6 protein-coding genes are annotated in these 14,361 nt (G+C 68.7%); 5 read left to right on the top strand and 1 reads right to left on the bottom strand.

Translation table 11 applies throughout. From position 1 onward, the window contains the following. Positions 1-121 precede the first annotated feature (121 nt). The 5 genes from ACGFIQ_RS35985 (at position 122) to ACGFIQ_RS35965 (ending at position 12,464) form a co-directional block, all read left to right on the top strand. Entirely contained in the window at positions 122-2,713 is a 2,592-nt protein-coding gene (locus ACGFIQ_RS35985; RefSeq protein ID WP_393250773.1) for a tetratricopeptide repeat protein, read from the top strand. Positions 2,714-3,472: 759 nt separating this feature from the next. Continuing rightward, the gene (locus ACGFIQ_RS35980) at positions 3,473-5,014 is read left to right on the top strand and encodes a DUF2397 family protein (RefSeq protein ID WP_393250771.1); all 1,542 of its coding nucleotides are present in this window, start codon (positions 3,473-3,475) and stop codon (positions 5,012-5,014) included. Further along, a complete protein-coding gene (locus ACGFIQ_RS35975) occupies positions 5,011-6,315 on the top strand; it encodes a DUF2398 family protein (protein ID WP_393250769.1) in 1,305 nt (434 codons plus the stop codon). Before ACGFIQ_RS35980 ends, ACGFIQ_RS35975 begins: the two co-directional genes overlap by 4 nt. A 137-nt stretch (positions 6,316-6,452) precedes the next feature. After that, positions 6,453-11,279: an SbcC/MukB-like Walker B domain-containing protein gene (locus ACGFIQ_RS35970; RefSeq protein ID WP_393250767.1), complete on the top strand. Its 4,827-nt coding sequence runs from the start codon at positions 6,453-6,455 to the stop codon at positions 11,277-11,279. 6 nt (positions 11,280-11,285) lie between these two features. Further along, entirely contained in the window at positions 11,286-12,464 is a 1,179-nt protein-coding gene (locus ACGFIQ_RS35965; protein ID WP_393250765.1) for a TIGR02679 domain-containing protein, read from the top strand. A gap of 367 nt (positions 12,465-12,831) precedes the next feature. Here ACGFIQ_RS35965 and ACGFIQ_RS35960 read toward each other — a convergent pair whose 3' ends face one another. Continuing rightward, positions 12,832-14,217, bottom strand: coding sequence for a zinc-ribbon domain-containing protein (locus ACGFIQ_RS35960; protein ID WP_393250763.1), 1,386 nt, complete (start codon positions 14,215-14,217; stop codon positions 12,832-12,834). Positions 14,218-14,361 lie beyond the last annotated feature (144 nt).

Below are 14,361 nucleotides of genomic sequence, written 5' to 3'. Positions count from 1 at the left end.
ACGGCTCCAAGATCGCCCACTCACGATCCGTCAGATCGAAACGCGCCACGTCCTACCTAACGACCCACGCCCAAGATCCGCCAAGTACGCCCTAGTCAGACCTCGATCACTTTGGGTGGCCGTGGCGGCGCTCGTCTCGGGAACGGTCCTGATGGTCGGCGACGTGCCGCGATGGTGGGGCCTGCTTAGCGACGATCAGGACAACGGGCTTCTGCGGGCAATCGACCGCGGTGACAAGTTCGCCAGTATCCTGTCTTTATTGGTCGGGATCGCCGCCCTGCGGGTGGCGATCTCACAGCGTCGCCAAGACGGTCGGGGGACCGGTTCCACCTCGAGGGCTGCCGAGCAAGCCCGGCAGGTGCTCGGATTCTTCGTGGACCGTCGCGGCGAGCGCTTCAGGCTCCGGTGGGCGTTGCGTGACCCGCGTTCGCGGCTGATCGTGGTGCACGGCCCGGCCGGCGTCGGCAAGACCGAGCTTGTCCGGCGCGTCCTGGCCAACGTAAGAATCGACCACCGATGGTACTTGGTGACCCCGGCCTTTTCTCCGACCGTGGACACCCTGTTGCGCGCCCTGAAGACGGGCGGGGTGGATGCCGAGGCCGAGCTACCACTGGATAGTTCGCCGCTCGGGCAATTGGAGGCCATCTTGCGCGGCAGGACGAGGAAGCCGTCCATCATCGTGCTTGACTCGGTCGAGCGATTGCTCGATGACGACCACAAGTTGACCGACCTTGCCCTCGACGAAGCGCTCGACTTGATTGCCACTGGTCCGCGGCACGGCGTCAAGGTCATGTTGATCTCCAGCGTCGTCCCGATGGCGGGGGCAGGCGGGACCTGGGTCGACGCAGCCTGCCGGGTCGCGGTGGATGGCCTACCGCTTGACTACTTCCGCACGTTCGTCGAGAGGAGCGCAGGTGGCCGCGCCGGCCTGCTGTCCTCGCTCGACGACCGTCGGCTGGATGAAGTTCGCAGGGATCTCGGCGGCAGACCGCGCCTCGCCCAGCTGTTCGACGCGGTCCTGGAGTCGGACCAGGGCACGACGCCGCTCGACTTGGCCGGCGAAGTGCATGGCTGGGCTGCTCGGACCGGCGTGGACGGTGTCGGTGACCGTCTGCGGAGCCGGATGACCACGGCCTTCCGCTCCGACCGTCGGCAGGTTTACCGGGCCGTCGCCGCGTTCGCTACTCCGGTCGACGCCAAGGTGGTCACGGCTTTGGCCAACGAATTTCGCCCACCTGACGACCATCTCGAAATGGGCTTCGTCCGCAGCGAGTTGATTGAGCTGAGTCGACATGCTATCCACACTGACCGTCAGCAGCAGACGTTCTTCCTAGAGCCGGCCGAGGCGAGCCGGGTGCTGGTCTGGCGGGAAAAGATTGCCCGGGAGAGCATGGCTGCTGATCGGCGGCTGCTGATCGGTGCTGCCTGGCGGCTGCGGGCACGACGCCAGGCCGACCATCATGGGGACTGGGCCAATTCCCCGTCGTATCTGGCCGAGGTTGACGCCTGGCTGCGTGCCGACCGGGTAGACGGGGCCTTAAGGTCGATCGAGGATATAGAAGCCAAGGTCACAGATGGCAGTCCCCTTATGCTATTTCGGCGGCCACGGCGGCTGATTGCGGAGCAGATCGAGGCCACCGAGAGGCCGGCCAACTACAACGTCCTTGGTTACCTGCACCATGCCAGCGGTCACTTCGGACGTGCGGCGGACTTCTACCGGGCCGCGTACGCGCTTGCCGGCGACGACAAGCCTGGCTGGCGAGCCAGAATTTTGATCAATCTCGCTGGCCTTGAGTGGGCCCAGGGAAGCGTGGGGCACGCGTTCACCAACTTTGAGAAGGCGCTCAAGATGGCGCCGGACGACCCTGCGGTACGTGCTGGATCACTCGCCGGGATGGCCCGGTGCCGGCGACGCGACGGCCAGTACACCCTCGCACGGCGGTACCTGGCCCAGGCGCTGCGTGCGGCCGGGCCGCATCCCGGCCGCCGGATTCCGATCGAGTTGCGCCTGGCGCGTCTGTACGTCGAGATCGAACAGTTTCGGGAAGCCGAGTCGCTGCTCGATGGCGTCCGGGACGAGACCGAGGAAGTTAAGTCGCTGCGGGCGGCCTACCTGGACGTGCAGGCAGACCTTCGGCTGGCTCAGGGCGACCACGACCAGGCGAGGCGGCTCGCGCGCGACGCAGTGTCGCTGGCCCTTCCCGCCCACGACCCAGTGGTGGCCCTCCAGGCCCGCTCGACCCTCAGCGTGGTCTACATGCACGAAGGCCGGTTCAGCCAAGCTGCCCGCGAGGCCGCGATGGCCCGGCGGTACAGCGGCACCGACGCGCTGATCGTCCTGGCCATCCAGGGTGTCGCTGTCCGCCGAGCCAACGGACCAAGCGCGGCCCGATCTGTGTTCGCCGAGCTCGTCGACCAAGCCAACCTCCGCACCGGGCTCAATGACCGCGACTTCGCCGCCTGGACCTTGACGGGGATCGCCCGATGTGCCGAGGCCCTCGACACTCCCACCGGGTCGACGAAGCCCGCGCTCGACGACTTCACCCGCGCCCGGCATCCGTATGCCGAACCGGCACCCGCACTCACCAGGCTGATGACCTTTCTTCTCGAGACCATCGCCGCCGGCGATGAAGAGCGTGCCCGGTTGAAGCCCGCAGTCGACGACCTCCGCAGTTCACTGAGCCATTCCGCGCCAGGCCAAGGTGAACGATGACTCCCTAGCGGCGTCCCGCTGAGGAGGCTCTCGTGCTAACCAGGTCCCGGGCGGTCAGCCCGGGACCCGTCAGGTAGCCCGGTTTTCGTGCGGGCGGAACAGCGCCGAAGGCGCAACCCGTGTTGGGCATCGTTCGTGTCGCGGACACATCATTTTCGTACGAAGCGTGATTCGTGTTCGCGTTTCGCGCGATCCCCGTCCCAATGGGTGGGGTTTCTGCTGTGCGGGTCAGGGCGCTCGTCGGGGCGGTGAGCGGAAAGACCACCGTGTCAGTTTCTATGGCTCAGGCGTCGTAGTAGCACAAGATGATCATGTTGTTGAGCCGCAGGTGGCCAGCGACGCTGTCTGGATCCTGGTCGCGCATCACCGGGTGGTGGCGACGCAGGCAACTGTCGTGTCGAATCCTGTCCAGGAGATGGTCCTCGGACGTAGAGGGGCTTCTGTCGTCTCGATGAGGTGGGGCGGGTGCTGGTGTTGCCGTGTCGGCATCGGGTAGCCGGCACGGTCGTGGACCCAGTGGGAGTCCATGATTCGGCCGCACACGCCGCAGCAGATCACCCCGGCCAACAAATAGCAGTGGAGGACGCCGTCGGCTGAGGTCGGGGCGGTATGGATGGCCTGGACGGCGACGAAGTGAACTTCGCTGACCAGCGGAGTATGCGCGACCTCGCGGGAGATGCAGGGCCGGAGGATGTCGGAAAGTGTCAGAGAGTGCTGTGATGATGACGCAGTAGGTTGCGCCCGACGGAGAGGGGAGCCATGGCGAACCCACCGCGATTGTGGTGGCAGGACATCGATCCCATGGTGTGGCGGTGCTTCGGTCAACCGGATGATCTTGCACGGGAACGCAACACCGCGGCCCTCGCCGCCTTGGAGGAACTCGCCACCCGTGCGCCGATGTCAGCGCTGAACGACATCGAAGCGCAGATGCGCGAAGTTGGTTTCCTCGACGTGATCACCGACCGGGACCTACGCGACGTCCTCGACTACCTAACCAGCGCGCATCTGGTGGAGCCGTTCCGCGACTATGCCGCACTGAATTCCGGCTTGGACGCGGTGATGCGGCGCCAGGAGGCGTGGGCGTTGACCAAGGTTGGCCGAGCCGTGGTCGGTGCCGTGCGCTCAGCCGTCGTGGATTCTCGGCGAGCCTTGCAGTTGCCGACCCGGCTCCTCGACGGCGTCAACCGTACGCTACGGACACTGCTGGAACACGCGGTGCAGGACCCGGGACTGCTGCCCACCGATCTTGACGACGTGCGTACCCGCCTAGAGGAGATGCAACGCGTCACGGCTGACTTCTACGCAGCCCTGGCGCAGATGGTGCAGTCCGATGTGACCGACGACCTGATCTTCGGCGAGAACCGTGACCGGGTCGTCGAGGCGTTACGTCAGTTTCCGCGCGAGTCCGAACGGGCGCTGCGCAGAGTGGAGTCGACCCTGGCCGAACTCGCCGCCGCAGGGCCAAGGCTTCTGGTGGAGGCGGCGGCGATGCACGCCGGTCTGATCGATCCCGGCGAACAGCAGCACTGGATCGACGAGCGGGCGCGCCGCCTGACGGACCTGCAGGCGTGGTTCGGCACAGACGGTTCGGTGCAACGACTGATCTCGTCCGCCGCAGGAGCGGTCCACACCCTGCTAGTCGCGATCGACCGTCGATACACTGCCTTGCGCCGGGGCTCCGACTTGGCCGCCGACTTCCGGGAACTGGCCTACAGCCTGCACGCTCAGCCCGACGACCCGCAGGCGCGGCGGGTGTATGCGGCAGCGTTCGGCCGATGGCCCTCAGTGCACGCAGCGGTCAACACCGCCGACGAGGAGGTGGCCTTCGCCACCGCCGCCGACGCGGGCATCAGCCGCCACCAGGTCGAGGTGGTGCTCCGCGAACACGAACGTAGCGGCCCGGCCGGCGGCCGGCCCCGTAAAGTCCCCGACGCCGGGGAAGCCCGGACAGCGGCGCTGCAGCGCGCGGCCGCCGAATCCGCCGCCCGGCGCAGGTTCACCGCGCTGCTGCTCACCGACGGCGAGGTCCGCATGACCCACTTCTCCGGCCTGGAAACGCCGGCGCTGGCCATCCTCCTGAGCGCCGTCGAAACCGCCCTGCACACCACCGACCCTGTCACCGGCTACGGCGAGGCCCAAGCCGAGGGCGCGAGCGTGGTGGTGCGCGTGCGTGTCACTCGTCCGGGAGCGACCGTGGCGGTCCGGTTCGCCGAGGGCGTGCTGTGGGCCCCCGACCTGCTGGTGAGCGTCAGCCCAGCCGACACCGGTGTCCTACCGGCGCGGGTGGAGGGGGCGGCATGACCCAGCGGTCCCTCGACCCGGACCTCAGCGAAGCCGCGCGGCATCTCACGGTGATCTGCCGCATCACCGCCGCTGATGAACCGGTGCGCTATCGGCACGTGCTGCGCGGCCGCCGCGAACTCACCGAGTTCTTTCGCGCTGAACTGGGCTGGAGCCTGCACATCCACGATGTGTCCGGGGTGGTCCGGCTGCACAAACGCCGCGACGACGTACCCGCCGACCGCGGGCCGCATCTGCCCCGCCGGACCGGCCGCGGAGACCTCGCACCGGCCCACGTACTCGTGCTGGTGGCCCTGGTCTGCGAGCAGTTGTGGCGCCGCCCCCGCATTAGCCTGCGCGAGTTGTTGCAGTCGGTCGCTCAGGTGTGCGCCGCCGAAGCGGTGACTGGACGGCTTCCCGCGTTCCGGATCGTCGCCGCGGACGGTGTCAGCAAAAAGGAGGCGCAGGCCGCCCGCGAGAACATCGTCGACGCCATCCGGCTGCTGCAGGCCGAAGGCGAGATCACCGTCGACGCCGACTTGGAACGAGCGGTGACCGATGAGGACGCAGAAGTCTTCATCACCGCCGACCGCGACAGCCTCGCCAACAAATTCGCGTCGCTATCGCCGACCCTGCTGGCGCTCAACGACCGGCCACCCGACCAGCACGTCGAAGCGCTGACCGCGGTGTCGCTGCCCGACGCGGACCCGGTCGCCGCCGCGCAACGACGCACCGGGGTGGAGGTCCGCCGGTTGACGGCGCTACGGCGCGTTGCCGACGATCCTGTCGCAGACCCTGCTGATGATCTGAACGATGTGGGTTATCTCGCAACACTGACCGGCCGGGAGCGGGCCCTCAATGTCGCGTCAGCGTTGGGACTGGTCAGCACCGTCCGCCGCGACTGGTGGGAGATTACCGACCCGGCGGCATCAGCTACCACCGGTGCTTTTCCGCAGGGCCGGCGTATCGAACGGCAGGCGGCGCTGGCGCTGCTGGCCATGCTGCCGGAGCACCCCGACCGGTACGTGAGCGTCGCCGACATCACCACGATGGTGGAGCGGATCCGGGCCCAGACGCCACGGTGGGCCGCCGGTTACGCCGAACGCACCACGGCCCTTGCCCACGCCGCGGCCGCCGAACTGGTCGCCGTCGGGCTGCTGCACGCCACCGGCGGCGACGACCGCTGGCAGATTACGCCCGGGGTGCACCTGTGGCACGTACGCGTGCGGCACCGCGAGCGATCACGCACCCGCGCACCGGCCTCACCGGAGCCGGACAGCCTGTTCAGCATGACCACCACGGCAGGGGAGCAGCAGCAGTGAGTGTGATCCCGCACCAGGTCCGGCGCCTGCCCGAGCCGGCAGTCGAGGACGTGGCCGGTCTCGGTGTCCCGCGGGTAGTCGGCAGGTGGCAGCCCACCCGGGCCGGTGCGGTCAACTCATGGGCCTGGACCGACGAGGTGTTCCTGTTCGCCGACGGCTGGCTGGCCCTGGCCGGGCCGAACGGCTCCGGTAAATCCCTGACCGCGTCGATGCTGGTCACCATGCTCCTGGACGCCGACACCTCGCAGAAAGCCCTGTCGGTTTCGGGTGAGGCCGCCGGCACCCTCATCGACCGGCACACCGACCGCACTCCCACCGAGGACCGCACCGGAGCCTGGTGGCTGGAGTACGGCCTGCGCACCGCCGACTCAGAGGACGTGCGCTACCTGACCACTGGGCTGTGGCTGCGGTCGCAGGGCGGCAGCCTGCAACGAGCGTTCTTCCTCACGCCCGGCCGGGTCGGCATCGACGTGTACCTGCAACGCGACCGCGATCCGGTCGCCGTCGAGGACCTCGCCGCGCAACTGGCCGCCCTCGACGGCCGGCTGTTCACTTCCCACGACCGGCTCACCAGCAAGGCGAAACCGCATCTGCGCGTCGCGGACGAAGACCAGTACCGCGACGCCGTCCGCACCACGTTGTTCGCCCCGCTGGATACCGTGCAATTCGATGCGCTGCTCGGCGTTCTGCGCAGTCTGCGCAGCGTGCGCACCGCGGAGGCCATCTCCCCGAACGCCATGCGGACGGTACTGACCGAGGCCCTGCCTGCTCTGGATCCGCGGGCTTTGCAGTTCATCGCCGACACCATGGAACGCATCGCCGACCTGGAACGCCAGCTGCAACAAGCCCGGTCCGAGACCCGCCAGCTGGAGCAGGCCGAGCAGCAGTACGGGCGCTACCTCGACACGGTCACCGCAGTGGAGGCCGCGCAGCTCTCCCACGCCCAAACCGTCTTCGACGATCACGCCCGTCAGGTGCGCGCCGCCGAGGACAAGCTGAGCGAGGCCGCGCGGGCTGCAGCGGCCGTCGCCGCGCAACGGGCCGATCTGCGGACCACGATCACCGAACTGAAAGGCAAGCTCCAAGCGACCGACGCGGCCCTGCGCGACCACGCCGGCGCGGAACTGCCCCAGCTCGAAGAGCGCCTAACCGAGCTGCACAAGCTGCACGACGCGGCGCGGCAGCGACGAGACGACCTAGACGACGACGCGCAGCTGGCCGCCGCCGCAGCCGAGGAAGCGCTGGATCAGGCCGCCAGTGGGCAGCGGCATCTGAGCGAACTCGTGGCCCATCTGCTGGCCGGCGCCGCCGAGGTGGGTGCGCAGGCGTTCGTCGACCGTATCGCCGACACCAGCGACCATCTCACCAGCAGTAGGCCCGGGTCATCGGTGACGCTGACCGGTCTGGCTCAGCTGACGGGCACTCCCCACAGCTGGGTGCAGGCCCGTCTGGACGTCTTGCAGCGCATCGACGCTGCCATGCGTGAACTCGACATAGCCCACGAGGGCCAGCGCGGCGCCGCCGCCCAGGTACGTGCCGCCGAAGCCGACCGCGACCGGTACGACCAGGCTGCCGAGCAGGCCGTGACCGCGCGCCAAACCAGAATAGTTGAACTCGGCGCCGCGGTGCAGCGGTGGGACATCTACCGCGTCGAGCTGCCCGCCGTACCGACACACCTGCTCGACACCGGCGAGAGGACCGACCCGGACGCGCTGGTGAGCTGGCTGCACCGCGCGGGCACCAGCACCCGGCAGCGGATCGCGCTCGCCGCACGCGAACAAGACGTCCTCAACGCCGGCCGCAACGTCACCGCTGCGGAGACTGCCCTGAGCGTAGTGGCCGGCAAACGCGAGAAGGCGGCAGAAGCGGCGGTCGAGGCCGAACGCGGCCTTGCCCGAGCCCAGCAGCAAGCCGTTTTCGATCACGAGGCCGCCGACGAACGCGCCCGGCAGGACCACGCCGCTCACGAGGCCGCGGTCCACGCCGCGCAGCAGATCACCACGGATGCCGAACAAGCACTCGCCGATGGCGGGGCTGCCGCCGCCGCCGCCGAGCGCACCTGGGCTCACCACGTCGCCGTATGGCGGACCTCGCTGGTCCACCTCGACTCGGCCGCCGTCGTACTGCCCGGCGACCTGGACATTGTCGACCTGCACCAGCCGGCACGAGCAGTCCAGCAGGCACATGCCACGCTCACCGCGCGGCTGCAGCGCAGCATCGCCGCCGCCGAACACGACCGCGACCAAGCCCAGCACACCGTGGACGACCTCGAGGCCGAGCTGCGCAACGCCCGTCGGCAATCGCCGGTACCTGCGGCACCGCCGTGGCGTGCCGTGCGGCACCAGGACGCCTGCGTCCCGTTCTGGGCAGCGGTCGCGTTCGCATCCCAGACAGACTCAGGCCACGCCGACCGGCTGGAAGGCGCCTTACTGGTCTCCGGCCTGCTCGATGCGGCGATCACTCACGACGGGCGGCTCATCGGCGACGGTGACCTCACCCTGTCCCCCCACCATTCGGTTCCCGGTCGCAGCCTCGCCAACTTGTTGACCGCGGAACCGGACTGCGGCATCGACCCGCACCGCATCACCAGTCTGCTGCGCAGCATCACCATCGACGACCTCGACAGTGACACGACCGCCGGACGTTTGCGCGTCGGCCCGCTGATCGCGACCGCCCCGCGCGGCTACCGCGCCGCGTTCATCGGCCGCACCGCCCGTGAACGGGCCCGCCTCGCCCGGGTCACCGACCTTGAACACCAGCTCGCCGCCGCCGGTGACATGCTCGCCGGCGCGCAGCAGCATCTGCAGTCGCTGCACCAGGCGGCACAAGCCGCCCAAGCCGAGGTCGACAGCTTCCCGGCGACCGACGACATCACCCGAGCCCGCGACACCCTGGTTCAGCTACGCCTCGCGCTCGCCGCCGCCGAGCAGCGCACCACCAAAGTCGTCGCCGAGGCCGATGCCGTCATGGCCCGCGCGCTGGCCGCCGTCGCCGCTACCCGCACCACCATCGACCGCAGCGTGCTCGACGCCCGCCAACAGGTGGAATCCGCCGGTGACGCCCTGCACGCCGCTCTGGAAGCCGAGACCGCCGCCACCGGACACCTGGACACCATGCGCGCCGAACTGGCTACCGAGGTCGACCACCGTGATCAGGCCCAAGCCGCCGAAGACCGGTGCGCTCACGAAGAACATGCCTTCCCCGACCTCGACGACCTACGACATGCCCTACGAGACGAGGACGCCGCGGATCAGGCCGCCATCGCCGCCCGAGCCCGCGTCACCGACCACGAGCGCCTGCACCGCGATGCCAGCACCCGTGTCGCGCAGGCGCAGCAGGCCGTCAACACCGCGGCCACGCAACCGGACAGCACCATGCTGCCCACCAGCGCGCAACCCCTGAACCGGCACCGGCAAGCGGTCGAAAGCTTCGACCGTCAAATCAGCACCTGGTCCAGCGCCGCCCAACGCACCCTCGACCTGCTCACCACCGCTCACACCAGCGGAAAAGCGGCCGGCCGCACCGCCGCCCAGGCGCAGGCCGCCGCGACCGAGGCGGGCAACCTGCAGCAGAACGCCGTTAGCCTGCAGGCCCGCGTCGAACAAACCCGAGCCCTGTACGGCGCCGAATACACCCACCTGTTGCGTACGCGCGAGACCCTCGAAGCCGAACACGACACCCGGCAGGCCGACGACGAAGCGCTCGGCAAGCAGCACGGCAAGCACGAGGTCGCCGAAGCCGAAGCCCGCCTGACCCTGACCAACCTTGCACCACAACGAGCCGAGACCGAACAAGCCCGGACCCGATACCACCACCGGATGGGTCTGCTGGCCACCTACGGCTTCGCCGACGTCCCGGACGACATCGCGCACGAGCCCGACGGCACCCCCGCCAATATCACCGCCGCGCTGAGCTGGGCCCGCCGAATCCTGGCACAACGACAGGGAACCACCCGCCTGGACACTCTCATCGGCAACCGCGACCGCATGCTGCGCCAGCTCGAAAACACCACGCGCACCGTCAACCAGGCCCTCGCCGCGTTCGACCAGCAACTCGACATCACCACCCTGGAGAACACCGACTGGCGCCGCGTCACCCTCGCCGCCCCAAACGCCGCAGTCGGCGACGACCTGCGCCACGCCACGGCCACCCTGCGCACCACCGTCGCGGGCCTGGAAGCCGACCTCCGTCACGACATCAAAGGCATCCTCAAAACCTCGACATTCATCCAGCTGCGCCGCGACATCCAGCAACGCCGCGAAGCCGCCCAAGAGCTAGTGCGCCAGATCCGCGCCACCCTGCAGAACGTACGCACCGGGGTCGCCCGCGTTGGCGTGCAAGTCGACTGGAAAGTCCGCGAGGACGACAACGCCCGCCAGATGGTCGACCTGCTCACCGCCCCGCCCTCCGACCAGGTCTTCGAGTCGATGTACGACGTCCTGCGCCGCCGGATGGAAGAAGCCGGCGACGAAACCTGGACCGACCGCGTGGCCCACACCTTCGACTACCGCTCGTGGCACGAGTGGCACATCAGCGTCACCCACAGCAGCTTCGGCGTCGACCAGTTCAAACCCGTCAACGCCCGCTCCAACCCGCTCAAGAGCCTGTCCACCGGCGAATCACGCCTGGCCACCATGCTGCCGCTGCTCGCCGCCGCCTGGTCCATGTACTCCGGCACCACCTACCAGGGCCCCCGCCTGCTGACCATCGACGAGATCGACGCCGCCTTCGACGACAAGAACCTGCGTCAGGTCCTGGCCCTGCTGCGCACCTGGAAATTCGACGTGCTCGCCACCACCCCGTCGATCGCCCCACTGATCAAACGCGAATCCCGCGACGTCGTCATCCACGAAGTCATCACCACCGCAGGCCGTCACCGCGTCACCATCCCCTGGCTGTGGAACGGCGCCGGCGAAGCCACCCCCGTCACCCTGCCGCTACCAGCCACCCGAACCGAGAGCTGACCCACGGTGCCCACCGAATTGACCTACCTCGCCGCCGACTCCGACCTGCACCCGCTCTGGCAGGCGATCCACGACCGGCTGTGCGCCGGCACCACCCCCGAAACCCTCACCACCGTTCGCGTCACCGACATGAATCACGCCGGTCTCGCCCAATTGCGAACCTGGCTTGACACCACCACCCGGCGCCGCCGCAGAACCTCAGCCGTCACCATCACCGTCGACACCATCACCGTTCCCGTCCGCGACCTGCTCAACGTCCTCGACCTCACCCCTGACCAACTCGTCACGATCGTGGAACTCGCCATCGACGCCCCGATCATCGACCGCAGCGCCACAGCCCGCACCGCAGCCGCCCACCGCGAACAGCTCTGGCAGTACGCCGCCGGCCAGCTTCCCGGGCTTCCTCAGCTGGTCACCCGCATGCGCAGCGCCGGCCTCGGTGAAGACGACAGCGACATCCGCACCACCATCGCCGCCCTGGCCGCGGTCTTGAAACAGCTGCCCGTGACCCCGCCGAAGCCGCTGGCGAAACTGGCCCACGACACCGTCGGCGATCCGCACTACTTCGACCTGGACAGGCTCGCCGGTAGACGCCTCGTTGCCGCGATCGCCGAACACACCGGCCAAGCCGTACCAGCCCGACCCGACCTCGTACGGGCACTGCTGGCCGAATCCGGCATCGTGGCCGACCGGTTGTCGGCCACCGTGCTGCTTTTCAACGTCCACACCACCGGTGACGGTCCCATCGACCGGCGGCTACGCGACAGCAGCACCCCCGTCGCCCTCACCCTGCTCGACCTCCTGCAGGAGCCGCCAACCCTCGGCCCGCAAGTTCTCACCGTCGTCGAGAACCCGTCCGTGCTGGAGGTCGCCTACCTCAACGGCTCACCCCGGCCACTGGCCTGCACCAGCGGACAACTTCGCGCCGTCGACCACACCCTGTTCCGCCTCGCCGTCCACCACGGCGTTCGCGTGCGATACGCCGGCGACATCGACCACGCCGGCCAGCACATCGCCGCCATCGTCGCCGATACCTACGGCGCTGAACTCATTGCTATGGACGCTGACACCGCCCAGCAAGCCCAGCAGCGGCCACCAGCCCTCGCCTCCGTACCTTCCACGCAGGCCGACACACCGGCGATCTACCAGGAACACGACGTTCTGCTGCACCGCCTTCTCCAGTAGCGCCTCACCTCAGCAGCGCGATTGCGGACGCTTAACTCCTCGCTTGCGGACTCCGTGAATCAGGCCAGTCCGGCGGTATCGGTCGATGCCCAGCCAGCGTCTGCGGCGGTTGCGTCGCTATGCACAAGTCATCGGCTTTCGTCCATAAGAAAGCCATAGGTTGACCTTGACACGCTTCGCCGGGCGGTCGCGTAAACCGAACGGGGGAGCATCTTTCGCGCTGGTGGCATGACGTCGGCGCCCAACTTTCCTACGATGCTGTAGGCAACGTGATCTGCGCTCACGTTGAGCCCGCGCCCTTGATCAGCGTCGCGTTGTTCCCGGTCTCGGCATCGGATGGGCCACGACACCGCGCGATCGGCCACCCTCAGAACAATCGAAGTACGTCGAACTCTCGCCCGTCGCCCTTGCTGGCGACGGCGCCCCGCCTGGGCCTGCCGGTCCTCAGGCCGCGGCACGCTCCGCAGCCCTGCCCCTGGATTCGGGCTGAGACCGTCGTTTCCCACTCATTCGACCCGCAGCAGGGGCAGTGCCACCGGCAGCGGTCGTGGGATCCCGGGCGAAGCCGATCAGGCCCTCGATCAGGGTGGTCCAGGTTCGCCAGGAAGGTGCCCGCGATCTCGGGATGCAGGTCGGCCAGCGATCCACCTGGCGACGGCTGCTGTCGGGATGCAGTGCGCCGGCGGATGCCGCACGGCTGGCAGCCCCGCCCGGAGGTACGGGTGACGACCGGCGCCACCCACTCGTGTGCACAGTCCGGGCATCGCCAGAGCACTCGGACGGTCGACCCCCGAGCCAGGTCGAGCAGCTTGATGTCGCGGGTTTCGTCGACGTCGAGGATGCGCACGGCCTGGGTGAGAAGTTCGGGAGCGACGTCACGGACCCGGAGTTCGGCCCGGCTCAGACGGGCCTGGTAGGAGCGTTCCCGCCGTGAGCACGGCGGGCAGCCGGTGTTGCGCTGGGCCCGGTCGGCCACTCGGGTACGCCAGACGTGCTGGCAGGTCCTGCACTGCCAGACGCAGCGGTCCGCCGAGCCGGGAAGCAACCACTGCGCGCTCATCTCCGGACGCGTCAGGTTCTCTACCAGTTCGCTCGCAAGCTCGGGGAACAGAATGGCCAGGCTCTCGCTGGGCGGCACGTTTTGAAACGCTTTCCACTCCTCACGTGCGGTGCCGAGGCATACGGCGATCCGGTCATCGGATAGGGGCGGGCACGGGATGGACTGCGACCGCAGCCACTCCGCGAGGACCAGGAACCACTCCGTCGCGTCCTTAGTGCCCGCCGTCACGGTCGCTCCCGGAACCGGCGGGGTGCCGGGCTGCCGAACCCGCAGATAACGCACACCCAGCTTGGCCATGACCTCCGATTTGCGCAGGTCCCGAGCGTGGGCGGCGACATCGGAGTGCCACTGGGCCGGGTCCAGGTCGATGTAGAGGCCAGCCGAGGGCAGGAAGAGGTCCAGCCGTTCCGCCGAGCGCCGGCCGCCGTCGAGGCGGACGTCCACCTCCACCTCGTCGCCGGTCGCGGCCGCCAGTAGATGGGCGAGCTCAAGTTCGAGGAGGCTGCGGCCGCGACGACGGCACCGGCCGCAGCCGTAGTCCGGTGATTTCGCGCGGTCGCGCACGTGCGCCTCGAAGAGAGCACCGCACCGGCAGCGCCAGGAGCAGAGTGCGCCGGCGCGCGGGTACAGCGCCGCCGGGCCGTGCCCGGGCCAGGAGAGGTTCGCTACGAAGGACGCGGCGACCTCCGGCATGAGCGTGGCGAGTGACTTCTTCTCGGGGGCGACCCGACTGGCGGCGCCCCTAGGCGGTGTTTCGTAGGCGTCGTTGTTGGGGCGTGGCGGTGGTCGCTAATTGAAGAGGTCTCCGGTAGTTGGTTCAGCGACCAAGCTAGAACT

Origin of the sequence: Micromonospora sp. NPDC048898 (assembly GCF_043198035.1) — a bacterium.
In the GTDB taxonomy this organism is placed as follows: Bacteria; Actinomycetota; Actinomycetes; order Mycobacteriales; family Micromonosporaceae; genus Micromonospora.
Note: the sequence above shows the minus strand (reverse complement) of the source record. Positions and strands in the feature narration are given on the sequence as shown.